28 protein-coding genes and 1 other RNA gene are annotated in these 25,786 nt (G+C 28.4%); 24 read left to right on the forward strand and 5 right to left on the reverse strand.

Annotated elements, in window-relative coordinates:
- The first annotated feature begins 260 nt into the window (after positions 1–260).
- The 6 genes from JOC62_RS09770 (at position 261) to JOC62_RS09795 (ending at position 6,054) form a co-directional block, all read left to right on the forward strand.
- On the forward strand, positions 261–581 hold the full coding sequence (locus JOC62_RS09770) for a PTS sugar transporter subunit IIB (protein WP_204595085.1): 321 nt from the start codon (positions 261–263) through the stop codon (positions 579–581).
- Between the two features lie 22 nt (positions 582–603).
- Positions 604–927: a PTS sugar transporter subunit IIA gene (locus JOC62_RS09775; protein WP_204595086.1), complete on the forward strand. Its 324-nt coding sequence runs from the start codon at positions 604–606 to the stop codon at positions 925–927.
- Between the two features lie 76 nt (positions 928–1,003).
- Positions 1,004–2,284 carry a PTS cellobiose transporter subunit IIC gene (gene celB / locus JOC62_RS09780; protein WP_204595087.1) on the forward strand — a complete coding sequence of 427 codons (1,281 nt, stop codon included), beginning with the start codon at positions 1,004–1,006 and terminating at the stop codon, positions 2,282–2,284.
- Between the two features lie 71 nt (positions 2,285–2,355).
- Positions 2,356–3,279 carry a DUF7916 family protein gene (locus JOC62_RS09785; RefSeq protein ID WP_204595088.1) on the forward strand — a complete coding sequence of 308 codons (924 nt, stop codon included), beginning with the start codon at positions 2,356–2,358 and terminating at the stop codon, positions 3,277–3,279.
- A gap of 106 nt (positions 3,280–3,385) precedes the next feature.
- Positions 3,386–5,026 (forward strand): family 16 glycosylhydrolase, encoded by a 1,641-nt coding sequence (locus tag JOC62_RS09790; RefSeq protein ID WP_204595089.1) that lies wholly within the window; start codon positions 3,386–3,388, stop codon positions 5,024–5,026.
- Positions 5,027–5,268: 242 nt separating this feature from the next.
- Positions 5,269–6,054: a hypothetical protein gene (locus tag JOC62_RS09795; protein ID WP_204595090.1), complete on the forward strand. Its 786-nt coding sequence runs from the start codon at positions 5,269–5,271 to the stop codon at positions 6,052–6,054.
- 403 nt (positions 6,055–6,457) lie between these two features.
- Here the strand turns inward: JOC62_RS09795 and JOC62_RS09800 are convergent, their stop codons facing one another.
- Complete coding sequence (locus JOC62_RS09800) at positions 6,458–7,420, reverse strand: polysaccharide deacetylase family protein (RefSeq protein WP_243425048.1); 963 nt, start codon at positions 7,418–7,420, stop codon at positions 6,458–6,460.
- Positions 7,421–7,674: 254 nt separating this feature from the next.
- Between JOC62_RS09800 and helD the strand changes: the two genes are divergently transcribed.
- The 8 genes from helD to JOC62_RS09840 all read left to right on the forward strand — a co-directional run bounded on the left by helD (position 7,675) and on the right by JOC62_RS09840 (position 14,555).
- On the forward strand, positions 7,675–9,963 hold the full coding sequence (gene helD, locus JOC62_RS09805; protein WP_204595091.1) for an RNA polymerase recycling motor HelD: 2,289 nt from the start codon (positions 7,675–7,677) through the stop codon (positions 9,961–9,963).
- A 161-nt stretch (positions 9,964–10,124) separates the two neighbouring features.
- Positions 10,125–10,367: a DUF1292 domain-containing protein gene (locus JOC62_RS09810; protein WP_204595092.1), complete on the forward strand. Its 243-nt coding sequence runs from the start codon at positions 10,125–10,127 to the stop codon at positions 10,365–10,367.
- 16 nt (positions 10,368–10,383) lie between these two features.
- Positions 10,384–10,779 (forward strand): hypothetical protein, encoded by a 396-nt coding sequence (locus tag JOC62_RS09815; RefSeq protein ID WP_204595093.1) that lies wholly within the window; start codon positions 10,384–10,386, stop codon positions 10,777–10,779.
- 82 nt (positions 10,780–10,861) lie between these two features.
- A non-coding RNA gene (ssrS, locus tag JOC62_RS09820) (6S RNA) lies at positions 10,862–11,054 on the forward strand.
- 586 nt (positions 11,055–11,640) lie between these two features.
- Positions 11,641–11,847, forward strand: a complete 207-nt coding sequence (locus JOC62_RS09825) for a DUF896 domain-containing protein (RefSeq protein WP_243425049.1) — start codon at positions 11,641–11,643, stop codon at positions 11,845–11,847.
- 16 nt (positions 11,848–11,863) lie between these two features.
- On the forward strand, positions 11,864–12,775 hold the full coding sequence (gene hprK, locus JOC62_RS09830) for an HPr(Ser) kinase/phosphatase (RefSeq protein ID WP_204595094.1): 912 nt from the start codon (positions 11,864–11,866) through the stop codon (positions 12,773–12,775).
- 47 nt (positions 12,776–12,822) lie between these two features.
- On the forward strand, positions 12,823–14,220 hold the full coding sequence (locus JOC62_RS09835; protein WP_204595095.1) for an aminopeptidase: 1,398 nt from the start codon (positions 12,823–12,825) through the stop codon (positions 14,218–14,220).
- Between the two features lie 104 nt (positions 14,221–14,324).
- Positions 14,325–14,555, forward strand: coding sequence for a phage holin family protein (locus tag JOC62_RS09840; protein ID WP_204595096.1), 231 nt, complete (start codon positions 14,325–14,327; stop codon positions 14,553–14,555).
- A 77-nt stretch (positions 14,556–14,632) separates the two neighbouring features.
- Here the strand turns inward: JOC62_RS09840 and JOC62_RS09845 are convergent, their stop codons facing one another.
- Complete coding sequence (locus JOC62_RS09845; protein WP_204595097.1) at positions 14,633–15,463, reverse strand: PHP domain-containing protein; 831 nt, start codon at positions 15,461–15,463, stop codon at positions 14,633–14,635.
- A 133-nt stretch (positions 15,464–15,596) separates the two neighbouring features.
- Here JOC62_RS09845 and JOC62_RS09850 point away from each other — a divergent pair, with 133 nt between their 5' ends.
- From JOC62_RS09850 to folK, 7 genes are read left to right on the forward strand one after another with little or no spacing between them, the layout of a single operon-like run.
- Positions 15,597–16,184: an anthranilate synthase component II gene (locus tag JOC62_RS09850; protein ID WP_204595098.1), complete on the forward strand. Its 588-nt coding sequence runs from the start codon at positions 15,597–15,599 to the stop codon at positions 16,182–16,184.
- A gap of 1 nt (position 16,185) precedes the next feature.
- Positions 16,186–17,550 carry an aminodeoxychorismate synthase component I gene (gene pabB / locus JOC62_RS09855; protein WP_204595099.1) on the forward strand — a complete coding sequence of 455 codons (1,365 nt, stop codon included), beginning with the start codon at positions 16,186–16,188 and terminating at the stop codon, positions 17,548–17,550.
- The gene (locus tag JOC62_RS09860; protein WP_204595100.1) at positions 17,547–18,335 is read left to right on the forward strand and encodes an aminotransferase class IV; all 789 of its coding nucleotides are present in this window, start codon (positions 17,547–17,549) and stop codon (positions 18,333–18,335) included. Before pabB ends, JOC62_RS09860 begins: the two co-directional genes overlap by 4 nt.
- Entirely contained in the window at positions 18,310–18,864 is a 555-nt protein-coding gene (gene folE, locus JOC62_RS09865; protein ID WP_204595101.1) for a GTP cyclohydrolase I FolE, read from the forward strand. The genes JOC62_RS09860 and folE overlap by 26 nt, the downstream gene beginning before the upstream one ends.
- A gap of 11 nt (positions 18,865–18,875) precedes the next feature.
- Complete coding sequence (locus JOC62_RS09870; protein ID WP_204595102.1) at positions 18,876–19,352, forward strand: HD domain-containing protein; 477 nt, start codon at positions 18,876–18,878, stop codon at positions 19,350–19,352.
- Between the two features lie 18 nt (positions 19,353–19,370).
- Entirely contained in the window at positions 19,371–20,180 is an 810-nt protein-coding gene (folP, locus tag JOC62_RS09875) for a dihydropteroate synthase (protein ID WP_204595103.1), read from the forward strand.
- 13 nt (positions 20,181–20,193) lie between these two features.
- Complete coding sequence (gene folK / locus JOC62_RS09880) at positions 20,194–21,006, forward strand: 2-amino-4-hydroxy-6-hydroxymethyldihydropteridine diphosphokinase (protein WP_204595104.1); 813 nt, start codon at positions 20,194–20,196, stop codon at positions 21,004–21,006.
- Between the two features lie 30 nt (positions 21,007–21,036).
- Here folK and JOC62_RS09885 read toward each other — a convergent pair whose 3' ends face one another.
- A complete protein-coding gene (locus tag JOC62_RS09885; RefSeq protein ID WP_204595105.1) occupies positions 21,037–21,507 on the reverse strand; it encodes a DUF4883 family protein in 471 nt (156 codons plus the stop codon).
- A gap of 118 nt (positions 21,508–21,625) precedes the next feature.
- Between JOC62_RS09885 and JOC62_RS09890 the strand changes: the two genes are divergently transcribed.
- Positions 21,626–22,078: a hypothetical protein gene (locus JOC62_RS09890; RefSeq protein ID WP_204595106.1), complete on the forward strand. Its 453-nt coding sequence runs from the start codon at positions 21,626–21,628 to the stop codon at positions 22,076–22,078.
- 86 nt (positions 22,079–22,164) lie between these two features.
- A complete protein-coding gene (locus JOC62_RS09895) occupies positions 22,165–23,184 on the forward strand; it encodes a pyruvate kinase (RefSeq protein WP_204595107.1) in 1,020 nt (339 codons plus the stop codon).
- Between the two features lie 473 nt (positions 23,185–23,657).
- Here JOC62_RS09895 and JOC62_RS09900 read toward each other — a convergent pair whose 3' ends face one another.
- The gene (locus tag JOC62_RS09900) at positions 23,658–24,839 is read right to left on the reverse strand and encodes a tyrosine-type recombinase/integrase (protein ID WP_204595108.1); all 1,182 of its coding nucleotides are present in this window, start codon (positions 24,837–24,839) and stop codon (positions 23,658–23,660) included.
- Between the two features lie 50 nt (positions 24,840–24,889).
- Positions 24,890–25,432, reverse strand: coding sequence for a helix-turn-helix domain-containing protein (locus tag JOC62_RS09905; RefSeq protein WP_204595109.1), 543 nt, complete (start codon positions 25,430–25,432; stop codon positions 24,890–24,892).
- A gap of 138 nt (positions 25,433–25,570) precedes the next feature.
- Between JOC62_RS09905 and JOC62_RS09910 the strand changes: the two genes are divergently transcribed.
- Entirely contained in the window at positions 25,571–25,768 is a 198-nt protein-coding gene (locus JOC62_RS09910) for a helix-turn-helix transcriptional regulator (protein ID WP_204595110.1), read from the forward strand.
- Positions 25,769–25,786: the final 18 nt, after the last annotated feature.

Here is a 25,786-nt window from a genome sequence, read left to right on the forward strand (position 1 = left end):
ATATAGTTTTATACAAGTAAAATAGATTGAATTTTATATTATTTGATAAATAAAAATAGAAAGATACCATTATAAAATGATTTTATTTTATAATTATTTATTTTTTATAATTAATATTATTGACTAACTAATATATTTATAATATATTATAAGTATATTAGTTATATTTTATAATTAATTGAATATTATTTACAAGAAGATATAAAATTTTTGTAAGTAATTTAAATTAATCAAATGATAAGTTAAAGGAGTGAATTGAAATGAAAAAGAAAACCATTATGTTAGTTTGTTCAGCAGGAATGAGTACAAGCTTATTAGTAACAAAAATGAAAAAGGTCGCAGAAGAAAAGGGATTAGAGATTGATATTTTTGCAGTATCAGCTCCTGAGGCAGATGCTAATGTTGAACACAAAAATATTGATGTAATGCTTTTAGGTCCACAAATTCGTTTTATGAAAGATCATTTTGAACCTATATTAACTAAAAAAGGAATTCCATTTGATGTTATAAATATGCAATACTATGGAATGATGAATGGAGCAAAGGTATTAGATCAAGCATTATCTTTAATAAAAGGATAGTAAAATTTTAGGGGGATTTAAAATGGAGAGTAACCAAAACTTAGAAGTTATTATGGAACTAATTATACATGGAGGAAATGCAAAAAGTGATGCAATGGAAGCAATTCAAGCTGCAAAAAAAGGAGATTTCTCATTAGCTTATAAAAAAATTTCTGATGCAGAAAAGTCTCTAGTAAATGCGCATCATTCGCAGACTAATATGTTGACTGAGGAAGCGCAAGGGAATCATACTGAAATCACTTTACTAACTATTCATAGCCAAGATCATTTAATGACTGCTATGACATTCACAGACCTTGCAAAGGAAATAGTAGAACTGTATAAAAATATAGACAAAACAAATTAAAATTTAATTTATCAATAAATTTAGTTTTTTTAAAGGTCTTTAGAAAACGTTTTCTAAAATAAAAGGGGGAGAAAATATGAGAAAATTTCAAAATTTTTTAGAAAATCAATTAGCACCAATTGCTGCAAAGCTAGGTAGTTATAAAGCTTTAATAGCTGTACGTGACGGAATTACTTTATCAATGCCACTTATTATTATTGGATCTGTATTTCTAATTCTAGCTAATTTACCTATAGAGGGTTATCCAGAGTGGTTAGAAGGCTATTTTAATTTAGGTACAAAGATGGGACATGTTGTTAATTCAACTTTTGGAATTATGGGACTAATAGCTGTATTTGGAATTGCTAAGAGTATGTCAGAACAATATGAAGTAGATGGTTTAGGAGCAGGTATTATTGCCTTAGGTGCTTGGTTAGTAGTTACTCCAAATTTAATTTTAAAAGATGTTGGTGAAGGTGTTCCTTTAACTTACTTAGGAAGTAGAGGATTATTTGTAGCAATTATTATTGGATTATTAACTGGATTAATTTATCAATACTTTGTAAATAAAAATATTGTTATTAAATTACCTGATACAGTACCACCTGCAGTTAGTAAAAGTTTTACAGCTCTAATCCCAGGATTTGTAGTAATTACAGGAGCCTTTTTAATTGAGTTAATACTAAGTCAATCTGGAATAGAAAATATCCATGATATTATTCTGCAAGTTTTAGGAGGACCGTTAGGCGTATTAGGAGGAACATTAGGAGGAACTATTGTTGCTGTATTGTTAAATAGTATATTTTGGTTTTCAGGAATACATGGAGGAAGTATTACAAATGCTGTAATGGATCCAATTTGGATAATGAATACAGATGTAAATCGTTTAGCATTCCAAGCAGGTAATGAAGTTCCAAATATTATAACTAGACCATTTATGGATTTATTTGTTTATATAGGTGGAGGTGGTGCTACATTAGCTTTAGTAGCATTAATATTCTTCTTAGGAAAGAGTGCTGAAGCAAAGGCAATTGGTAAAGTAGCTTTTGTACCAGGTCTATTTAACATAAATGAACCTGCAATGTTTGGTATTCCAGTTGTATTAAATATGACACTTATAATACCATTTGTGTTAGCTCCAGTAATGAATTCAATAATAAGTTATTTTGCTATGTCTAGTGGATTAGTAGCGAAAACCGTAGGTATAGCTGTACCGTGGACAATGCCACCGATTATTAGTGGATACCTAGCTACAGGTGGTAGGATAAGTGGTGCACTCTTACAGATTGTACTAATTGTTTTAGATTTAGCAATATATTATTTATTCTTTAAGACTTTAGATAAAACATGGCAAAAAAATTCTTTAGAAAGTATTTAATTTATGAAAGAATAATAAATTTACAAAAAGGTATTTTTAAAAATTCTTGAAAAATATATGAGGTGATAAATATGGTAAAAAGATTATTAAATGCAAATACTTCAGACATAAATAGCTTTACAGCACAGGAGTTAAAGCAAAGTATTAAAGCGAGTGAGGGAAGAACTATATTAAGTGAGAATGTAGTTGTACGTGAACCAGTAATTTCTGATATTACAAACTCAGAAGTAGCAAGAGCTTTTGGAGCAGATTTAATACTTTTAAATGCATTTGATGTAGAAAATCCAATAGTACTTGGAATGTATGATCAATTTAATTTAGTAAATGTAAAGCCTAATAAGGATGTAATTCATGATTTAAAAAGATTAGTTGGAAGACCAATAGGGCTTAATTTAGAGCCAGTTGATGATAATGCAGACATGGCCGAGGAAAAATTAGAAATTCCAAATGGGCGTAAAGCATCAGAAGATAATTTTAAAAAAGCAAATGAATTAGGTTTCGATTTTATTTGCTTAACTGGTAATCCAGGAAGTGGTGTTACTAATGAAAAAATAGTAAAATCAATAAAAATAGCAAAAGAAATATTTAATGGATTAGTTATAGCTGGTAAAATGCATGGCGCTGGAGTTAGTGAGGCTGTTGTGGATTTAAAAGCAATTGAAGAATTTATAGATGCTGGTGCTGATATAATTTTAGTTCCTGCAGTTGGAACTGTATGGGGACTTAGTGATGAAGAAGTAAAAGAAGCAGTTAGATTAGCACATTCAAAGGATGCATTAGTTATGAGTGCAATTGGAACTAGCCAAGAGGGATCTGATGAAGCGACAGTTCGTGAGATTGCTGTTAGAAATAAGGTTTTAGGAATAGATATACAACATATTGGAGATGCAGGTTATGCTGGATTAGCACCTATAGAAAATATATTTGCTATGAGCAAAGCAATTAGAGGACAAAGGCACACTGTGTCTATGATAGCAAGATCTATACTTAGATAATAACTTGGGTTAGTAAAGGTATTAGATTGTTTGTAGTTATAGACTAGAAATTATCAATAATTAGATTAGTAAAATTATTTTCTATAAGGAAAGGAGAATTAAATATATGAAAAGGAAGTTGAAATTTTCTACATTATTACTAGGCGTGTTAACAGGTTGTTTTTCATTCTCTGGTTTTGATGTTGTCCAATCCTCAGATAATAATTATAGAAATATTATTGAACTTAACTATTTAAAAGATAGTGATTTTGAAGAAAAAAGCAATAACTGGTTTGGTAATAAAGGAAAAATTGTTGAAGGAATTAGTTATGATAATGGAAATTATAGTGGTAGCATTATTGCAGGAACAAATAGTGGATTCATTGGTCAAAATGTATTAGTTAAAAAGAATACTGACTACACGTTATCTGCATATGTAAAGTCTGACTATAATGACTCTTACGGTTTCTTGAGCGTTAGAGAGGGGGGAGATGGTTCTGGTAAGTTAATAAAAGATATAAAAGTACTTTCAGCAGAAGGTAACTGGAAGAAGGTCGAGCTTAAATTTAATTCAGGAGACAATGAAAAGGTATTGCTACAGTATGTAAAATGGATAAAAACTAATGATCCAAATTATAATGATTTAGTAAATAGTACACTATATGTGGATAATGTAAATTTAATTGAAAGCTCTTTTTCAGTAGATAAATATACTGAAGTTTGGAGTGATAATTTTAATGGAGATGTTCTAGAATCTGCTAATTGGCGTTATGAACTAGGACATATTCGTGGTACAGAAGAGCAAGAGTATGTAAATAGTAAAGAAAATGTGTTTGTGAAAGATGGAAATTTATATTTACGTGCAACAAAGAAAGATGTACCGAAAACTATTATAAAAGGAAATGGTGAAAAGAGAGTATTAAAATATGATTCTGGAAGTATAGAGACATTTGGAAGAAAAGAAGCTCTTTATGGTAGAATTGAAATGAGAGCAAAGCTACCTAGCGGAGCAGGAGCTTTCCCAGCATTTTGGACATTAGGATCAGATTTTAATCATGATGGTTTAATACAAGAAGGAACTAACTGGCCAAATTGTGGTGAAATCGATATTATGGAGCTTATAGGAAAAAATCAAAATCAACCGGGGACTTCAGATAATATAGTTTATGGAACTCTTCATTATGGAACTAACGATAATGATGGATATAAAAAGCAGGGCGGAAGTTATGATTTAGGTAAAAGATTTTCTGATGATTATCATATATTTGGTATTAATTGGACAAAAGATTTTATTGAGTGGTATGTAGATGGATATGTTTATAATAGAATAGACATTAGAGATAATGAATATTTTAATAAGCCACACTATATCAAACTAAATTTAGCAGTTGGAGGTAGTTGGCCGGGATATGCGGATGAGACTACTACTTTCCCTATGGATTATGTAATTGATTATGTTAAGTATTATCAAACTGAGGAACAAATGAAAGAGCAAGCTGAATATGAAAAAAATTCTCCTAAAATTGATTTAAGTAATGATACGTATACTATTTCTAAAGGGGATAGCATTCCGGATCTGCTATCAGGAGTAGTGGCTAAAGATACAGAAGGTAATGATTTAGAAGTTAAGTATTCTATAGAAGATGGAGAAAAAAGATGGAATGAAGCTGAACTAAACAAGCCTGGTAAGTACTCAATTGTTTATACTGCTAAAGATAAAAATAATAGATATGCGCGAGCCTTTGCTACATTGATCATCAATGATTAGAACCTTTAAAAGTAATGAAGTTAAAAGATAGTGTTATAGATCTATATAGAGAAAGTTTAAAATATATTTTATAGGATTCAATTATTAGAAAAAGAGTAGGAGTAATAACTATAGTTATTACTCCTACTCTTTTTAGGTTCATAGAAAATATACAATGTGTTTTGGATTTATTTATAGTGGATGGATATAATAATATGGTAAAAAAGTTTAATTTTATATATAAATATGGGGAGATAGAACTTATGAAAAAAATAGTAGCTTTGATTATTTTATTTATGATAATTGGCATGACAGTTAGTGTATATGGATTTGAAAAAAAAGATATTAAATTAAAAAGTGATAATGATATATTAGTTTCTAAATTGAAATTTAACATCAATGATAAAGGAAATATGCAAGGACTTACATATAATAACAATATATTCTATGTTGGGTTTGATAGAAATAATGATAATGGAGAAATAATTGCTTATGATAACAACGGAAATGAAATTAAAAGAAGTGGCTTATTAAAGATAGGTCATGCTGCTGGATTAGCTTATAGAACGAAAAATAATAGTATATATGTTGCAAATGGTGGAGGAAAAAATAAAACTCATATATATGAAGTGAAAATGAGTGGTGATAAGACCTATATAAGTAAGGATTTAGATTATAGTAAACTTGGTAATTCAGGATTAGTAGCAATAGATAATGATGATGATAAACTCATAATACATACTTCTATAAATGACAATGAAAATCATATAATATCAATATGTGATTTTAATGGAAAAGTAGAAAAACAAATAAGTATAAAAAATCAGGGTGTACCACAGGGGTTAGAATATTATGATGGATATATAATTTTATATACAAATAATAAAGTTACCTTTATAGATTCTAAAAGTGATGAAATAAAGAAAACATATAAAATAAAAGAAAAGGGCGAAAGTGAAGGTATAACTATATTTAAGGAAGGTAATAAAATTGGATTAACCTATGGATATAATGATAACAATAGATTATACATAACAGATATAGAATGATAATAATATTTTTATTATCTACAAAAGATGATAACTGTAATACTTCTTTGGGTATTATATCTAATAAAGTTCCTAAAGTTATTAGTAAAGATATTCTTAATAATGAATCAATGTGTTTTATAATTTTTCGCTTTTCATAGTAAGTACCTATTAAAGTGTAATTAAATGAATAAAAAAGAGAAATCTCATCGAAAAGATATAAAAAGATAGTGAAAATAACCTTTGAGGTATAATTCACTATCTTTTTTAGAAAATTATAAGAACTTTTTATATAAATTATAGCTATAAACAGCTATGAAAATTTAGAATGGTTCTTAAGAGAATATTATTATATTATGTACAAATAAAAATTAGATTTTTAATTTAACTATTGATTTCTTTTTTTAGGAAATAATATTAATGATTACTTCATTGTTCTAAATTCAAATCCTTTAGATTTGAAAAATTCTATTATTTGAGGTAAAGACTTTACAGTCTCGGCCTTTCCATATGTATCATGCATTAATACTACAATACTATCTGCTTTTTCACCAAGATTATTTACATTTTTTTTAAGAAAGTTAAATAATTCTTGAGAGTTTTTCTTTTTACCTTCTGCATCTCCATTTAGAGTATCCCAATCTATATTTTGAAGACCAAGTTCACCAATTTTATTTTTAAAAGCTTGTTTACCATTCCAAGACCAATAACCTCCAGGTAATCGAATAGTTCTAGTAGAAAAATCTTTTCCTAAAATGCTTTTCATTAATTCAGAATTTTTATTTAAATCATTCATAATATTATTTACATTCATAGTTCTATTTGGATAAAGATATGAATAGTTGTGACTATATGTATGATTAGCTATAGCATGTCCATTTTTAGCGATATCTTTTAGAATATCTTTGGCTTTATCATTGGCGTCTAAAGAGGTTCCGATAACAAAGAATGTTCCTTTAATGTTATATTTATCTAAAGTTTCAAGAACGTTAGGGGTATTAGTTGTTGATGGGCCGTCATCAAAAGTTAAATAAACAACTTTTTTTCCATCTGTTCTGACAGGGTATTTTTTAGTGCCTGTTATCAATCCAGTTACATTCTCAGAAACAATTGAAGCATCATCTGCATTTGGGTCGTCTTTCAATGCTAGATATCCGCTATTATCTAGTTTAGGTTCTTTAGTTTCGGTAGCGGAATTGTTATTGATATTGGGACTGGTTTCTTTATTTTCTGCTTTAGCAATTGTTGCATTATTAGGTTTATAAATTATAGATATAAATAATGGTATGCATATAAGCAATAGAGCAATAAAAGAAAATAATATTATCTTTTGTTTTTTCATTAGTTTTTTCTTCTTTGTAAAAAAAGGTTTAGTGTTTTTTCGCATTGTAAATCCTCCTAATGTATTGGTAATTTAGTATAAATATATACTATGTAGGGATGTTCTTGGTTACAATATGAGGACATTCTTGGTTACAATTTTATTAAAATTAGTTAAAATATAATATTTATTAGAAACATAGATGATTTCAGATAATATCATAGCGTGAGATTCTATTTAAGTATATAATATATACTAAGTGTTTTTATCTAAAAATTCTAAACTAAGAATTTTAAACTAAAAATTAAGAGGTATTTATTGTGAGTAGTAACGGATTAAAAGAAGAGAAAATTATACTAGAAGAGAAAAGAAAGCTTATAGATGAAGAGCTTATAGAAAAAGAAGAATATGTTAAGCAGGTAACGGGAAAATTTACAGAGCTTAGCAAAGAACTAAAGGGTAAATATAATTTTGAAAAAGAGTCTATTGAAAAGGCTATGAATTTAGCCAAAAGTGATATAGCGAAATATGAAGAGGCATATAATAGCCCTTACTTTGGTAGGGTTGATTTTAGAGAAAAAAGATCAGCGGAAATTGAAAATATTTATATTGGAAAGCATGGAATAAGCAGTTCAAAAAATGGTGAGGAAGTTGTAATTGATTGGAGAGCTCCAGTTGCAGATCTCTATTATAGTGGTACAGGGGGAGAAGCTTATTATAAGGCGCCTGTAGGAATTATTGATGGAGAACTTTCATTAAAGAGAAAGTTCTTATTTAATGAGGATGGAGATATTGAAAGAGTTTTTGATGAAAGTATAAATGAACTTATGATAAATGGAGAAGAAGGCCAAGGATTAGTTGATGAATTTCTTAAAATAAACCTTGAAGAAAGTAGAGGTAAAAAACTTAAAGAAGTTGTAGCCACAATTCAAAAAGAGCAAAATGACATTATAAGATGGCCAAGAAATCTTCCTATAATAGTTCAAGGGTCAGCAGGATCAGGAAAGACAACAATAGCCCTTCATAGATTGGCTTATCTTATTTATAGATATAAAGAAAATATGAGTGGAGAAGATATATTAGTACTTGCTCCAAATAAACTGTTTTTAGATTATATATCAGATATTTTACCAAGTCTTGGGGCACATGAAGTAAAGCAAAGTACGTTTGAAGAAATAGCTAAGACAAAGGCTAAAATAAAGGGGAAGATATATAATAAAGATGAGAAGCTAAAAGCTATAATGGAAGAAGAAGATTCTACAACAAAAAAATTGATTGTCAATTCAGCAAAAATAAGAGGCTCATTATTATTTAAAACAATGTTAGATAGATATGTAACTCTAATAGAGAGTAGAGCATTAGAAATTAAGAATATAGAAGCATTCGGCCAAGTATTGTTTACTAGAAAAGAGATAATGAGATTATACTTAAAAGATTTAAAAGCTTATCCTATAAATAAAAGAAAAGATGAAATAAAAAGATATTTAAATTTAAAGCTTAAAGAAAAAATTGAAATTGTTCTTGAGAGAGTAAATATAGAATGGGATGTTAAGATACGGGAGATAAAAATAAATGAAGATGATTCAGTTGATAGAAGAAAGAAACTTATAGAAGCTTATGACGAGAGAGATTCTATAAAAGATGGAATAAAAAAGAACTCTAAATCTATTATAAATGAATATTTCAAGGCATGGAGAGGGATAAATCCAAGTGATATTTATAGAGGCTTCTATAATGATGAAGACTTATTTGAAATTTCAACTGATGGTAAGATTCCAGATCCTCTTGCTAAATTTATGAAGGATGAATTTAATAATAGAGATAAAGAAGGCTATGTAGATGAAGATGATTTAGCAGCACTTCTATATATAAGGTTATTATTAGAGGGAATAGATGATTCAGAAAAGTTTAAACATATAGTAGTAGATGAAGCTCAAGATTACAGCCCTTTTCAAGTGTACTTAGTCAATGAATTAGCTAGAGGTAATTCATTGACTTTAGTTGGAGATTTAGCTCAAGGAATATATTATTATAAAGGACTTAAGAAGTGGGAAGATATAACTGATGGATTATTCGGAGGAAAAGCTACTTTTATAAGCTTAAGTCAAAGTTATCGTTCAACAGTAGAGATTATAGATTTTGCAAAGGGAGCATTAAAAGCTCAGAATTTAGGGCTAAAGGATGCAAAGCCAGTTTTAAGACATGGAGAAAAACCAAAGATATTAAAATTAGAGGATGAAAGTGAAATAATTAAATCTGTAGAGGATATAATAGATAAAGTTAGAGAGTCAGGTAAAAATAGTATTGCTATAATAACAAAGGATTCAAAAGAGGCTGAAAAAATAGAAAAATTATTAAAGAAGAAATGTAGATACAAATTCCAAAGAATAAAGGGAAAAGAAAAAGAATCTAAAGCAGATAATATAATTATTCCATCTTATTTAACAAAGGGATTAGAGTTTGATTGCAGTATACTTTTCAATCCAAGCGATAATATTTACAATAAGGATAGTGCATTAGATCAAAGGCTTTTATATGTATCTCTTACAAGAGCACTCCATAGTGAATATATCTTGGCGTTAGATGAAGTAACTAAATTAATAAATTAACAATAGAGAATATAAAAATACAAAAAATATTATTAAAATAATAAAAAAGGGTTAGAATAAAAAATATTCCAACCCTTTTAAAAAAATTACCTATATTAGGTTTGTGTTTATAAGAATTTATATTTATAATAGGAAAAGAATAAATATTAGGAGGCGTACATATGGAAGAAAAGGAAATAATGTCTTTCAGAGATGAAGATGGTAATAAAGTAGATTTTGAAGCAGTAGCTAGAATATTTCTTGAAGAACAAGAATATCTTTTATTAACACCAGTTGAAGAAGAAGCAGAGGATATGTTTATATTTAGAATAGATAAGGTTGATGATAAAGAAGAATTAAACCTTGTTGAAGATGATAAAGAATTTTTAGCAGTAAAAAAAGAATATAAAAAGCTTTTATACTAAAAGGAGAGTTGTAAGAATGAATGCTTTTGATATTATTGAGATATTAGAGGACAATGGATTAACAGAAATTCAAGAAGTTTTAGTTAAAGATGATAGAGTAGTACTAGAATTTTTCTATGATTTTGATAACGAGGAGCTTAACGCTGCAAAGGCTTATGCAAATGAAGAAAGTGACCTTGAAGAAGGTAGTGATGAATGGAATAGAGATTGGTTTATACCATATCTTTTAGATATTGCTAAAGATAATATTGAGAGTACTATTGAAGAAATAAATGATGAACTTGAGTTTGAAGGCATGGCTCACGAGTTAAATATAGATGGAAATAATAAAGATTATATAAAATTTATTTCAGTATTTTGTACAGAAGATTGCGATATAGAACTAGAAGAAATGTTAAACGATTACTTATAGGCGATTAAAGGGTTTTATTGACGTTTTTTTATTATAAATAAATACTTGAAATGATAAAAAAATGTGTTATAATAAAGTCATAGCATTCCTGAGATGTTCGCCAAGCTTATCATATTCAACCTACATATGATATTCGGGATTTGCAATAATATTAATAATGTCGGGCTCCAAGCTTTTGCTTCATTTATGACAGGAGATGACAGAGATAATATGAGCGAAACCCACCTGCGAGGCGCAGGTCTTGAATATATAGGCAAACGGCATGTTGGGATGATATATTTGCAAAATTAATACCTCTTTTCAGAGGTATTTTTTTTATACACATAGGTATTTTAAGCAGCTAGTATATCAACGTTTTTAACATTAGTATTTGCTTTCTTGTGAAGTTTGTACAAGCGCATTTGATAGCGACTCACGTATCTATCTAAGTTTTGAGAAAGCATAACCATAAACTTATTAGAAGGTTTTACAAATTTTAATAATATATTTAATAGAAGTTTTCTATTTTTTATTTTCTTTCGCATTCGTTTAATTGTCATAATGTACACCTCACTTTGTAAAATTAATGATTTTATAGTCATATTATACCATTTATAGGAAGAATGTAAAACTTATTTGCTATACAAAAAGTGACAAAAAATGTAATTTTTATGCGTTTAAAAAGATGAAAAACATATATAGAGAAGTTAATTTGTAGATATTTATTATTTATTTGTCGCATTAAGTTGTATAAAAAAAGTAATAAATGTTAACAAGATGTTGAAAAGATGAAATCATTGATGATTAAAGTTGATTATACAAGTAATTATAGGTAAAATAAATATAAGAAAAAATTGTAGCTTAAATATAAGGAGTAGTAAAATGGATAACAAAAAAGATAATATAGATGAAATGAGTATAGATGAGGTAACTTTAAAAATAAATGAATTATATAAAAAGAGTAAAGAAGATGGGCTAAATGATGAAGAAAAAGAATTACAACAAAAATTAAGACAAAGATATATAGATAGTGTAAAAAGAAACTTTAAAGCCCAGCTTGCGGGTATAAAACCAAACAAAAAGAAATAATAAAGGGTGGTTAGGGATGGCAGTAACTGTTGAAAGATTAATTAAAGATTTTGAACTAGAGATATTAGTAGAAGGTAATGCAGGAGAAAAAATAAGTGTAAGTGATGTTAATAGACCTGGACTTCAATTATCAGGATTTTATAATTATTTTACACCAGAGAGAATACAGGTTATAGGTAAAGCTGAGTGGAGTTTTCTAGATGATATGCAAGTTGAAATAAGGCAAAAAAGATTAAAGAAGTATTTTAGCTTTGATATGAAGTGTGTAATTATAACAAGAGACCTTGTACCACATGAAGAACTAATAAAATATGCAGAAAAACAAAAGGTATGGGTCTTAAGAAGTAATTTAGTTACAACTAAATTTATTAGTAAACTTACTATGTATATGTCTGACAAGCTAGCTCCAGAAACTAGACTGCATGGAGTATTAGTAGACGTTTACGGTATAGGTATATTAATAACTGGAGAGAGTGGGATTGGCAAAAGTGAAGTTGCACTCGAACTTATAAAAAGAGGTCATAGATTAGTAACAGATGATGCTGTTGATATAAAAGAAATTGATGGGGAACTTATTGGATCCTCTCCTAGAATAACAATCGGTATGCTTGAAGTTAGAGGAATTGGAATAATTGATGTATCTTCATTATATGGTTTAAGTTCTGTCCTTCAAGAAAAAGATATTAAGCTTGTTATGCATTTTGAACATTGGAAAGATGAAGGAGATTACGATAGACTTGGAACAAATTACGAGTATATGGATATTTTGGGGGCACCTGTTAGGAAATTAACTGTTCCTATAAGACCAGGTAGAAATATCGCAGTAATAATAGAAGCAGCTGCTGTAAACTTTAGATATTCATTAATGTCTAATGAAACACCTGTTGATATTATAGAAAGTAGAATAAGTCAAATAAGCGATAATTAAAAAAAGATTATTAATTCTATTAATAGATAATAATATATATTATAAAAATGAAAAGGGAGGGCTATAATATGGCAAAAAATGCTTGGCAAAAGTATGATGAAAAAGGAATAAAAGAAATTTTTAATTTTAATGAAGGATATAAAGATTTCATATCAAAATGTAAGACTGAAAGAGAATGTGTTGTAGAGTCAATTAGAATAGCAGAAGAGAATGGTTTTAAGGATCTAGATAAAATAATTAAATCAAATGAGAGATTAAAGCCAGGAGATAAAGTATATGCAAATAATATGGGGAAAACATTAGCTTTATTTGTAATAGGTGAAGAAAGTATGGAGAAGGGGCTTAAAATATTAGGGGCGCATATAGATTCACCAAGATTAGACTTAAAACAAAATCCATTATATGAAGATACTGATTTAGCATTTTTAGATACTCATTATTATGGTGGAATTAAGAAGTATCAATGGGTTACACTTCCACTTGCTCTTCATGGTGTTGTTGTTAAAAAAGATGGAAGTAAAATTGATATAGTAGTTGGTGAAGATGATAATGACCCAGTTGTTGGAATATCAGATCTTTTAGTCCATTTAGCAGCTAATCAAATGGATAAAAAAGCAGCAAAAGTTATTGAAGGCGAAGATTTAAATGTACTAATTGGAAGTATGCCTTTAAACGGAGAAGAAAAAGATGCTGTAAAAGCTAACATACTTAAAATATTAAAAGAAAAATACAATTTTGAAGAAGAGGATTTCTTATCAGCAGAAATTGAAGTTGTGCCAGCAGGTCGTGCTAGGGATTATGGATTAGATAGAAGTATGATAATGGGATATGGTCAAGATGATAGAGTATGTTCATATACTTCATTAATTGCTATAACAGAAATGGATAAGATAGATAAGACTTGTGTATGCTTACTTGTTGATAAAGAAGAAGTAGGAAGTATTGGTGCAACAGGAATGCAATCTAGATTCTTTGAAAATATAGTAGCAGAGGTTATGGATAGAGTCGGAGATTATTCAGATATAAAACTAAGAAGATGTTTAACTAATTCAAAGATGCTTTCATCTGATGTTAGTGCAGCCTTCGATCCAAATTATCCATCAGTTATGGAAAAGAAGAATTCTGCATATTTTGGAAATGGAATAGTATTTAATAAATACACTGGTGCAAGAGGTAAGTCAGGCTGTAATGATGCAAATGCAGAATATATGGCGGAACTTAGAGCTATGATGGAAAAGCATGATGTATCATTCCAAACAGCAGAACTTGGAAAAGTCGATCAAGGTGGCGGTGGAACAATCGCTTATATCTTGGCTCAATACAATATGGAAGTAATAGACTGTGGAGTGGCACTACAAAATATGCATGCGCCATGGGAAGTCGCATCAAAAGTTGATATTTTTGAAACTAAAAAGGGATATGTTGCTTTCTTAAAGGAAGCTTAAATTATATAAAATAAAGAGAGCATAAAAATGCTCTCTTTATTTTATATATAGCAACATATGTAATGTAAAATCATATAATATACCAAAAAGGAAGGTGATATATTATGATTGATGCATCACGTTTTAAAAATTATGGATTATGGGTTTCTGTAGCAGCATTAATTCCTATGATCATGCAAGGATTTGGAATTGATATTCTACCAGGAAATTATCAAGAGATAGTTAATACTATACTTTCAATTTTAGTAATGGCTGGAATATTGAGTAACCCAACAACTAGTTGTAAATGGTATATTGATGATAAAGGTCAAGAAAAACAAAAAAAGTTAGAATAAAAAAGAATTTAAGATTTGTTTGTTAGATAAAAAAGTGCCTATCTATATTAAGTTATAGTAGGCACTTACTTTATGTTTTATATGCTTAATCTTTTCATTAATTTACCTAAAAGGTCATCATCTAAAGGCATGTCACCAATATCTCCATGACGTTTATCATTTATAAAATCACCATGGCAATCTGAACCTGCAGTTACTAAAAGATTATGTTCTCTTGCAAAAGATAATAAGAATTCTTCATCCTCTTTAGAATTTAAGAAGTATACAGCTTCGATACCATCTAAATCAAATTTTAAAAACTCTTCTAATGGAGAATTTTTAATTAGTATAGGATGGGCTAAAACTACAATGGCATTAAATTTATGAAGTATATCAATACCTTCTTTAATTGTGATTTTGTTAGTTGGTACATAAGCAGGTCTATCCTTACCTATGAAGTTATCAAAAATATAGTCCTGTGTATATGGGTAGCCAGCATCCATTATAGCTTTTGCTATATGTGGTCTTGCAATTACGCTTTCACCATACTTTAAGACATCTTTAAAATCTATTTTTATTTCAAAGATATCATATAGCTTTTTAACCATTTCTTCTGCTCTTAGAATTCTTCTTCTTTTTATAGAATCTAATATTTCAAGAAATTCCTTTGATTTATAACTATCATCTTTAAAAAAGCCTAATAAATGTATACTTTCATTATTGTGATTACATGAAAATTCTACAGCTGGTATTATTTTTATATCTTTAATTTTTGCTTCGTTTATTGCTTCAGGAAGGCCATTTACAGTATCATGATCGGTTATTGCAAGTATTGATACTCCATTTCTATATGCTCTATCTACTACCTTTTTGGGGCTAATTACCCCATCTGAGGCACTTGTGTGTACGTGAAAATCAACCTTTGTCATGGAACTTCAACTCCTTTCTTATCCTAATATATTTTTTAAGATAAAAAGCTATGATATAATTTAAATATTATAAGTATTTTAGCACAATAAAAGGATTTTTGTAATAAAATTTGGTTAGAAGAGGAACAAAATTATGTTAATAATGATAGATAATTATGATTCATTTGTTTATAACTTAGTAAGGTATTTCAATGAATTAAAAGAGAAAGTAATAGTATATAGAAATGATGAAATTACTGAAGATATTATAAGTAAAATTAAGCCTGATGGAATAGTAATCTCTCCAGGACCTAAAAGTCCAAAGGAGGCTGGAGAAGTATTAAATATAATAGATAAATTTAAAGATAGAATCCCTATATTAGGAATATGCCTTGGACATCAGAGTATAGGTCATTACTTTGGAGGAGAGATTGTAAAAGGAGAAAGACCTATGCATGGAAAGATATCTCCTATATTAAATAATGGGCAAGGAATATTTAAGGGAATCCCTGAAAAGATAAAGGTAACAAGATATCACTCTCTAATAATTAAAAAAGAAAATTTACCTTGTGAATTAGAAATAACTGCTATAACTGAAGATGGAGTAATTATGGGGATTAGACATAAAGAATTCCCTATATATGGAGTTCAATATCATCCAGAAGCAGTACTTACAGAAGAAGGGTATTCAATTCTTAAAAATTTTATAAAAATTTGTGAAGAGCATAAGGAGAGAAGATAATATGAGATTTAAGATTAAAGAACTTATAACTAATTTATCTCCTTTTGATATATATTCTATATTTAGCAATGAAGAGGATAGTATATTCTTAGATAGTTCAAAGGAAGATAAGAATTTATCAAAATATTCATTTATTGGAATAAATCCAACTGAAAAGTTTGAAGTTATAGATGGAAAATGCTATATAAATTCAAAGCAAATAGAAAGTGAAGATGGATTTTTAGAAATAGAAAAGAGAATAGATAAATATAAATTAAATGTACAAAGTGAGATTCCATTATTAGGTGGATATATTGGTTATATTTCATATGATGCAGGAAGAATGATAGAGAGATTGCCAAATACAGCTAAAGAAGATTTCAAAATTCCTGATATGAGATTTATATTATACAATAATATAATAATATTTGATTTAATAAATAAAAAATCGTACATAACTTCTTTAGGATTAGAAATTGATAAAGATGATGAAGATAAAAGTATAGATATTATAGAAAGTAAAATATTAAAGGCTAAATCTTTAGACAAAATAGATATTTGTGAAGGTGATACGAAATTTCATTCAAACTTTACAAAGGACGAATATATAAATGCAGTATCTACTATGAAAGAGTATATAAGAAATGGTGATATATATATTGCAAATATGACGCAAAGATTTTATTGTGAATGTACAGAAGAGGCATTTAAGATATATTCAAAGCTTAGGAGTATAAATGAAGCACCATTTTCTGCGTATTTAAACTATAAAGATTTTCAAGTTATAAGTTCATCACCAGAAAGATTTATTCAAATAAAAGATAGAAAAGTAAGTACGCGTCCTATAAAAGGAACTAGACCTAGAGGAAGTAATAAAGAAGAAGATAACTATTATAGAAGAGAGCTTCAAAATAGTGAAAAAGATAAATCAGAGTTACTTATGATTGTTGATTTAGAGAGAAATGATTTAAGTAAAGTTTGCAAACCTAATTCTGTTGATGTTACTGAACTATTTAAAATAGAAGAATATGCAACAGTATTTCATTTAGTTTCAACAATAGAGGGCGTATTAGAAAGTGGGAATTCAGCAGTAAAATGTATGAGAGAAGCATATCCAGGAGGATCTATAACAGGAGCACCTAAAATAAGAGCTATGGAGATTATAGAAGAGCTTGAAGGAGTAAAAAGAAATATATATACAGGAAGTATAGGATATTTTGATTTAAGAGGAAATAGTGATTTTAATATAGTTATAAGAACTATATTAAAAAAAGAAGATAAAGCATACTTCGGAGTTGGAGGAGGTATAACCTGGGAATCTAATGAAGAAGAGGAGTATGAGGAAACACTCCAAAAAGCAAGAGCATTAATGAAGGTGTTAAGATGAGGGAAATTATAATTAATGATGATAATATAAAGTTAGATAATGGAGTGTTTTTTGGACAAGGAGCATTTGAAACAATTCTTTGTGGGAAAAATCCATATTTTTTAGGTTTTCATCTTAATAGACTAAAAAAAGCTCTTGAGGTTTTAGATATGGAACCTTTAATAGAAGAGAAAGAAATAGTAGAATATATAAATAAATTAAATATTAGAGATAAAGTATTGAAAATAACAGTTACTGACAAAAATATAATTTTAACAACAAGAGAGAATCCATATACAGAAGAAATTTATGAGAAGGGATTTTCACTTAAAATATCAGATGTTTTAAGAAATTCAACATCTATACTTCCTAAGATAAAATCAACTAATTATATAGAGAATATATTAGAGAAAAGAAAGGCAAATAAAGAAGGGTATGATGATGTAGTATTTTTTAATGAAAAAGGTCATTTATGTGAATCATCTGTTTCAAATATATTTTGTATAAGAGATGAAAAAATTTATACTCCTGATTGTTCAAATGGGCTATTAAATGGGGCTGTTAGAGAATGGGTAATTAGAAACTTTAATGTTATAGAGTGTAACATTACTCTGAAAGATTTAAAAAATATGAAAGAAGTATTTGTAACTAACAGTTTAATTGGTATAATGAAAATTAAATCTATAGGGGAATTACAATTTAATACACATGTAATTACAAAAAAGATAAGCAATAAGTATAAAGAACATATTAGCAGTAAAGATGGAGGGCAAAGAATATATGATGAACAAAGAGAAGATAATTGAAGGCGTAAAGCTTATAATAGAAGGAATTGGAGAAAATCCAAATAGAGAAGGATTAATAGAAACACCAGATAGAATAGCAAGAATGTATGAAGAGATTTTTTCAGGGCTTAATAAAGATGCGGAAGAATATTTAAGTAAAGCATTTACTGTTTCTAGAGATGATTTAGTTATAGAAAAGGATATAGTATTTTATTCAATGTGCGAGCATCACTTCGTACCATTCTTTGGTAAGGCCCATATAGCATATATACCAAATGGGAAGGTTGCTGGACTTTCAAAGCTTGCAAGAACTGTAGATATACATTCTAGAAAGCCACAACTTCAAGAACAGTTAACTTCTGATATAGCAGATGATATTATGAAATATCTAGATGCAAAAGGTGTAGTTGTAATGATTGAAGGTGAACATACTTGTATGACTATGAGGGGTGTTAAAAAGCCAGGAACAAAAACTATAACAACTACTTATAGAGGTATTTGTGAAGAGGATAGAGGACTTAGAAGTGAAATACTTTCATTAATGAGATAGGGGCTGATTTAATGAAGAGAGTAAATCAGATTTTAAATAATGAAACTTTTAAAAAAAATATGGGACTTTTAGATAAGTTAGAGAAGGATAGAGAGTTTTGTAGACATGGGCTAGATCATAGTTTAGATCTTGCAAGAATTGCTTATATAAAATCATTTGAAGAAGATATTAAGATATCAAAAGAGATTATCTATGCAGTTGCTCTTTTGCATGACCTGGGTAGGGTGCTTCAATATACAGAAGGAGTACCACACCATGAAGGAAGTGTTATTTTAGCAAAGCAAATACTAAATGATACATCCTTTAATAATGAAGAGAGAGCGCTAATAATTGATGGGATAGAGAAACATAGAGAGATTAATGGTGAGAACTCCTTTAATAAACTAATTCAAGATAGTGACAAGCTATCTAGAAATTGTTTTAGTTGTAAGAGTTATGATAAATGTTATTGGGATAGTAATAAGAAAAATAATTTAATAAAGTATTAGTTTAAGGAGTGGAGTAATATGAGAATAGGAAATAAAGAGTTTAATATAGGTGAGAGAACATACGTAATGGGAATATTAAATGTAACACCAGATTCCTTTTCAGATGGAGGAAAATTCAATAGCGTAGACGCGGCAATTAAAAAGGTAGAAGAACTTATAAGAGATGGTGCTGATATTATAGATGTTGGAGGAGAGTCTACAAGACCTAATTTTGAAGTAGTATCTACTGAAGAGGAAATTGAAAGAGTTGTACCTATAATAAAAGCTATAAAAGATAACTTTAATATACCAATATCTATAGATACTTATAAAAGTGCTACAGCAGAAGCGGCTATAAAAGCTGGTGCTGATATAATAAATGATGTTTGGGGATTTAAAAAAGATACTAATATGGCAAGTGTTGCAGCAAAATATAACGTACCTTGTATACTAATGCATAATAGAGAAGAAGATGAGTATAAGGATCTAATGAAGGATGTTATATTTGATTTAATAGAGAGTATAAATATAGCCTTAGATGCTGGAGTATCAAGAGAAAATATTATTTTAGATCCAGGTATAGGCTTTGCAAAGACTTTAGAAGAAAATCTAATTGTTATGAATAATTTAGAGCTTATTAAAGCTATTGGATACCCAGTTCTTTTAGGGACATCAAGAAAGAGAATGATAGGATTAACATTAGATTTACCAGTAGATGAAAGAGTTGAGGGAACTATAGCAACTACTGTTCTTGGAATTGTTAAAGGATGCGAATTTATAAGAGTACATGATGTTTTAGAAAATAAGAGAGCGTGCGTTATGACAGATGCTATGTTAAAAGCTAGATAAAGAAGGGATATTTATGGATAAAATTTATTTAAAAGATGTTGAAATTTTTGCAAATCACGGTGTATTTGAAGAAGAGAAGATCCTTGGACAAAAATTCATATTTGATATTGAGTTAGAGTTAGATCTTTCAAGAGCAGGAAAGACTGGTGATCTTACTTCTTCAGTGCATTATGGTGAATTAGTATATGGAGTAGAAAAAGTTGTATGTGAGAGAAGTTATGATCTTATAGAAACTGTTGGGGAGAGAGTAGCTGAATATATTTTAAAAGAATATAGAATGATAAAAAATGTGAAAGTTAAAGTTAAGAAGCCGTGGGCACCTATAGGAAGACATTTAAATTATGCTGCAATTGAAATTAATAGAGGATGGCATGAAGCTTATCTTTCAATAGGAAGTAACGTTGGTGATAAGGAAAAGAACTTAAGAGAAGCTATAAATTATTTAGAAGATGTAAATGGAGTAAGCATAGATAAAGTTTCAACATTTATAAAGACAGAACCTTGGGGATTTAAGGAACAAGAGGAGTTTTTAAATGGAGCTATTAAGATAAGAACGATACTTTCTCCGAAAGAGCTTATGGAATCACTTTTAAAGATTGAAGAAGAGATGAAGCGTGAGAGAATTATAAAATGGGGACCTAGAATAATTGATTTAGATATAATTTTCTACGATAATTTAGTAAGTGATGATGAGTATGTTACTGTTCCTCATCCAAGAATGGAAGAGAGAGAATTTGTATTAAAACCGCTTGCTGAGATAGCCCCAAATAAGATACATCCATTATTAAATAAGAGGATATTTAAAATACTAGATGAATTAAATTAAAAATAGGAGTGCAAATTGAATTCTGCACTCCTATTTTTTATGTTGTACATAGTTACAAAAATCATATAGATTGAAATGTGTAGGAAGGTTACTCATATCAATTATGTCTTCACTATAATTACCATCCCATGGAGTAATAGTAGAAGTCTTATTATCATAAATTTTTATAATATATTTTTCATTAGAAAAATTAACTATAAGTCTAAATTTTTCTTTATTCTTAGGAGAATATTCCTCTAAAAAATCTTCATCAGATAAATTATTTAGAAAATCTTTTAATATGCCTAAATCTTCTTTATCAACAGGGAAATATTTATAAAGATTAGTATCAAATACTTGAAGAGTATAATCTTCATTATTTTTCAAGTTTTCTTTTATTTTCTCTGTGTAATAACTTTTTGAAGGACTTTGTTCAAAGTTTATATATCTTGCAGTATTTAAACTACATCCCTGTAGAAATAAGAGGGCAACAATTAAAAATAAAAGTTTAATGCGTCTCAAAAATAGAAACCTCCTTTATCCAATCTCTTTAATAACTTATTCTAATCTATGTAAATTTAGAACATTTTAAGAGACCTTGAATATAATATAATAAAATTCAATCCTTGGAGGTATTACTATGAAAATTGGAATAGATATAAATAATTCTGATATTTCCAGGGCAGTAAGGAATCAACTCAAGAGCAAGGGGTATTATGTAGTTGATATGTCTTTGGAGGAAAAGAAATCAATTGGAGAAGAAGTATTTAGAAAGACAATCCTTGCAAATACATCTAATTTAGATTTTCTAATATCTGCACAAATTAATGAAGGAAATAATATAGTAGATGTTTATTATGAAGATACAGAATTATCAAAAAAATTTTCTGAAGAATTTATAAAATGCATAGATAAACTTGGGGTATCTAATGCTAAATTTAATAATGGAGAAGAATTTTATTTGATAAAAAATACTAAAGCATCAACCTCTATTATTAAGATGAATTTACAAAATATTGATATGCAAAAAGAAAATATAGTACAAAATATAATTTCTTGCATAGAATATATAAGATTTATAGAACGTAAATAAAATTTATAATATCTTAATAATAATTAATGGATAAAATAGGGATTAATGCAGTAGTATATAGTAATTAGTAAAAAGGGGGGAGAAAAATGAGGATAGTAGCTACTATAGGGCCCAGTATAAAAGAAAGATGGGTTCTTCAAGAGCTGATTTCATCAGGTGTTTCTACATTTAGATTTAATTTTTCTCATGGATCAATTGAAGAGTTTGACGAAGGGTATAAGTTACTTAAGGAGCTAAAAGAAGATATACATATAATGGTTGATTTGCCTGGAAGAAAGATAAGAATATCAGATAAATTACCATATATATATAAGATTTATAATGGTGAAGAAATAATATTTTGCGGAGAAGACACTTATATAAATGAGGGATATTCAATTAAGAAGGGAAAAATGAGGGTAATTCCTTTAAATATAAAAAATAAAATTCTTAGGAATGAAAAAATGAAAAGCATTTCAATGAAAGATGATACTATGAGATTTGATATACTTTATACAGATGATAAGGGGGTTCATGTTAGAGTAAAGAAAGGCGGAATAGTTAGAGCTGGAAAAGGATGTAATATAAAAGGATTTTCTAGAAATAATATAGGACTTTCATCGAAAGATAAAACTGCAATTGCCTGGGGAGTTAAAAATAAAGTAGATATAATATGCCAATCTTTCGTTGAATGTGTATCTGATATATGTAGGGTGAAAGATTTTATAAGAGAGCAAGAGTCAAATTGGTACATGCCAACTATATGGGCTAAAGTTGAGACGCCTAAAGGGATAGATGATATAGTGTCAATATCTAAAGATGTGGGAGGAATATTGATAGGAAGAGGAGATTTGGTACCGGAGGGAAGTATAATAGATGTACCTATATATCAAAATATGGTTTTTGAAAAGTTGAAGGATTATGATGGTGAAATAATAATAGGAACTCATATTTTAAACAGTATGAAGCGTGGAAAAACAGCAGATCTTGCTGAAGTTGATAGTATATATAATTCAATAGCAAAGGGGGCAGATGGTTTCTTATTATCAGGGGAAACATCGATTGGAAAGGCACCAATAAAAACTGTAAAATTCTTATCAAAACTTATTGAGAGGTATAAAGAATAAAGGGGATTTGCTTATATGAAAAATAAGGGTGATGAAAAGAAATCTTTATATACTATGATTACTCAAGTAGCATGGGTAGCTGTTGGATGTGGAATATTATTTTTAATGTATAAAGTTGTAACAGAATTAATTTAGAATTATAGATTTTCTTTTAAAGGGAATTTTATAATTCTTCAGTTGTATTAAAGCTAAAATTAAGTGTACTGATATAGAGTTAAAAAAGATAATTAAATGAAAAAGAGCTATAAAATAGTTTTAAAACTATTTTATAGCTCTTTTTTACTCTGGTGCCACCAGTGGGAAATGGTCTAGGGGGTAGCAATAATTTTGCATATGTTAATAAAGTCAGTAAATAAGCCATTTTTAAATTTAAGAAAAACAATAAAATTGATTTTTAGGACAAGCTTTTTACCTTAGGTTGCACTACCGTTGCACTACTTTTAAAACAAAGAAAAAGCCCATTATTACTGGGCTTACATACTTAATAAATTATTTATTTTTTCGACTGCTTTGATTTTTTCACTAGGCATAACGTGAGTATAAATATCTAAAGTAGTACTACTATCTTTATGACCCATTAATTTTTGCACTGTTTTAATTGGTACATTCTGTTCAAATAAACGCGTAGCATAAGTATGGCGAAGAGAATGGAATTTTATAGGTGTTATATCTATACTCTTTAAAACACTCTGAAAATTCCTGTTTGGGCGTTTACTTTCTAATGGATTACCGAATTTATCAGCAAATACATAGTTCATATCATTGTAAATATCTCTATTTTTCATTTTTTCTATGTTTTGATTTGATTTATGTTTTTCTAATTCAGTAACTATATTATTAGGAAGAGGAACAATTCTTATAGAGCTTTTTGTTTTAGGTTCCTGTTCTATTATTTTATACTTCCTAGAACCATCCTTTTCAATTATAGGCACTTTTTTTATAGTCTTGCTTACTGATACAGTATTCTCTATAAAATCAATATCATTCCATTTTAAAGCTAGTAATTCACCTTCACGTAACCCAGTACCAAGGGCAGTTAAAAATAATACTTTAAATTTATGATTCTGTATTGCTGCAATAAATTTACGCTGATCCTCAAGAGATAAAACTGAATAATCACTATTGTATTCTACTTTAGGTATTTTTACTAAGGTAGAATAAGCCTTTTTAATTATTCCTTGTTTTACTGCCTCAAGTAAGACCGTAGTAACATATCTATTTACTGTACTAACTATAGAAGGTGTCTTATGATCTACTGATAAAAGCTTATTATAGTATTTTTGTATATCTACGGTTCTAAGATCCACTAACTTAATATTAGCTAATGGAGAGTTTAAAATATAGTTTTTATATATACTATAATACCTTTCAAATGTTGAAGGTTTTAAATCATTCTTTCTAAATTCAAATATATAAGTGTGGTACCATTCAGCTAAAGTTATTTTATCGTTAGTTGAAAGTTCACCGTTTAACATTTGGCTTTTATAGTTAGTCATAGCATTAACTACATCTTCTCTTTTCTTAGCATTGAATGATTTTCTTATTAATTTACCTTCTTCATTTCTACCAATAGTCAATAAACCTTTATAGTAAGTTACACCATTCTTTTTATATTTATAAATAGATCCTTCACCATTTCCTTTTTTTCTTGCCATATTATCACCTCATTTATAAATACTTTATATGTTGTTGCAAAGTAGGGGAATTACTTCTCTTCTTTTTTTGAGGTTACTGGTTTTTTATTTGAATTTACAATAGTGTTTTTAGATTTATGCCTATCTAATATTTCAGCTACTTTTAAATCATAAGCAATATAAATAAAGTTTCCTATTTCCTCTAATTCAGAATTGGAAAAGCTATCTATATCATAATATAAACAAGAGCTATCCTTAGATAAAAACATCATGTCAATTACAGTAGAAGTTAATAACTCTTTTATGCTATTTTTATCAAAGTTCTTTAAAGATGCAGTTTCTATAGGTCTGTCTTTTTCATGCAAAACTGCAAGTTTTTCATATTTATCAATTTCTGCATCTATTTTAGCAAGAGTTTCAGTTAAACCCATTAATTCGTATAAATCACATTCAAGTATAGAAGCAATTTTATTTAGTGTTTCTAATCTAGGCTCTCTTCTATTATTTTCATAATTTTGAATTGTTATAGTACTTACATCGAGAGAAGTTGCTAAATCTTTTTGAGTTAGACCTTTTTCTTTTCTGATTTTTTTTATATTTTCACCTATATTCAAAATATCACCTCGTTTATATTTTATATTAACACTAACAAAATGTATATAAAAATATTAAAAAAGTTATTGACACTAACTTAATGAAAGTGTAATATAAAATCAAGAACTAACAAAAGGTTAGTCTTAAGGAGGGGTAAAATGTTAAAGCTTAAAATAGAAAGAGTCAAAAAAGGATTAACTCAAGAAAATCTTTCAAAAAAATCTGGTGTAGGAAGGATTACTATTTCTAATATTGAGAGAAAAGGAATAAAAACAACACCGGTTTATATATTAGAAAAATTAGCAGCAGCATTAGATTCAACAATACAAGAATTATTCTTTTCAGAGGAAGAATAATGCAATAGGGAGGTATGA

The organism is Clostridium sardiniense, assembly GCF_016907995.1.
Lineage (GTDB): Bacteria > Bacillota > Clostridia > Clostridiales > Clostridiaceae > Clostridium > Clostridium sardiniense.

Excerpts from the sequence above, each read along its gene's own strand:
- JOC62_RS09770 (WP_204595085.1), top strand. The coding sequence starts at position 261 with ATGAAAAAGAAAACCATTATGTTAGTTTGTTCAGCAGGAATGAGTACA.
- JOC62_RS09775 (WP_204595086.1), top strand. The coding sequence starts at position 604 with ATGGAGAGTAACCAAAACTTAGAAGTTATTATGGAACTAATTATACAT.
- celB (WP_204595087.1), top strand. The coding sequence starts at position 1,004 with ATGAGAAAATTTCAAAATTTTTTAGAAAATCAATTAGCACCAATTGCT.
- JOC62_RS09785 (WP_204595088.1), top strand. The coding sequence starts at position 2,356 with ATGGTAAAAAGATTATTAAATGCAAATACTTCAGACATAAATAGCTTT.
- JOC62_RS09790 (WP_204595089.1), top strand. The coding sequence starts at position 3,386 with ATGAAAAGGAAGTTGAAATTTTCTACATTATTACTAGGCGTGTTAACA.
- JOC62_RS09795 (WP_204595090.1), top strand. The coding sequence starts at position 5,269 with ATGAAAAAAATAGTAGCTTTGATTATTTTATTTATGATAATTGGCATG.
- JOC62_RS09800 (WP_243425048.1), bottom strand. The coding sequence starts at position 7,420 with ATGCGAAAAAACACTAAACCTTTTTTTACAAAGAAGAAAAAACTAATG.
- JOC62_RS09810 (WP_204595092.1), top strand. The coding sequence starts at position 10,125 with ATGGAAGAAAAGGAAATAATGTCTTTCAGAGATGAAGATGGTAATAAA.
- JOC62_RS09815 (WP_204595093.1), top strand. The coding sequence starts at position 10,384 with ATGAATGCTTTTGATATTATTGAGATATTAGAGGACAATGGATTAACA.
- JOC62_RS09825 (WP_243425049.1), top strand. The coding sequence starts at position 11,641 with ATGGATAACAAAAAAGATAATATAGATGAAATGAGTATAGATGAGGTA.
- hprK (WP_204595094.1), top strand. The coding sequence starts at position 11,864 with ATGGCAGTAACTGTTGAAAGATTAATTAAAGATTTTGAACTAGAGATA.
- JOC62_RS09835 (WP_204595095.1), top strand. The coding sequence starts at position 12,823 with ATGAAAAGGGAGGGCTATAATATGGCAAAAAATGCTTGGCAAAAGTAT.
- JOC62_RS09840 (WP_204595096.1), top strand. The coding sequence starts at position 14,325 with ATGATTGATGCATCACGTTTTAAAAATTATGGATTATGGGTTTCTGTA.
- JOC62_RS09845 (WP_204595097.1), bottom strand. The coding sequence starts at position 15,463 with ATGACAAAGGTTGATTTTCACGTACACACAAGTGCCTCAGATGGGGTA.
- JOC62_RS09850 (WP_204595098.1), top strand. The coding sequence starts at position 15,597 with ATGTTAATAATGATAGATAATTATGATTCATTTGTTTATAACTTAGTA.
- pabB (WP_204595099.1), top strand. The coding sequence starts at position 16,186 with ATGAGATTTAAGATTAAAGAACTTATAACTAATTTATCTCCTTTTGAT.
- JOC62_RS09860 (WP_204595100.1), top strand. The coding sequence starts at position 17,547 with ATGAGGGAAATTATAATTAATGATGATAATATAAAGTTAGATAATGGA.
- folE (WP_204595101.1), top strand. The coding sequence starts at position 18,310 with ATGATGAACAAAGAGAAGATAATTGAAGGCGTAAAGCTTATAATAGAA.
- JOC62_RS09870 (WP_204595102.1), top strand. The coding sequence starts at position 18,876 with ATGAAGAGAGTAAATCAGATTTTAAATAATGAAACTTTTAAAAAAAAT.
- folP (WP_204595103.1), top strand. The coding sequence starts at position 19,371 with ATGAGAATAGGAAATAAAGAGTTTAATATAGGTGAGAGAACATACGTA.
- folK (WP_204595104.1), top strand. The coding sequence starts at position 20,194 with ATGGATAAAATTTATTTAAAAGATGTTGAAATTTTTGCAAATCACGGT.
- JOC62_RS09890 (WP_204595106.1), top strand. The coding sequence starts at position 21,626 with ATGAAAATTGGAATAGATATAAATAATTCTGATATTTCCAGGGCAGTA.
- JOC62_RS09895 (WP_204595107.1), top strand. The coding sequence starts at position 22,165 with ATGAGGATAGTAGCTACTATAGGGCCCAGTATAAAAGAAAGATGGGTT.
- JOC62_RS09900 (WP_204595108.1), bottom strand. The coding sequence starts at position 24,839 with ATGGCAAGAAAAAAAGGAAATGGTGAAGGATCTATTTATAAATATAAA.
- JOC62_RS09910 (WP_204595110.1), top strand. The coding sequence starts at position 25,571 with ATGTTAAAGCTTAAAATAGAAAGAGTCAAAAAAGGATTAACTCAAGAA.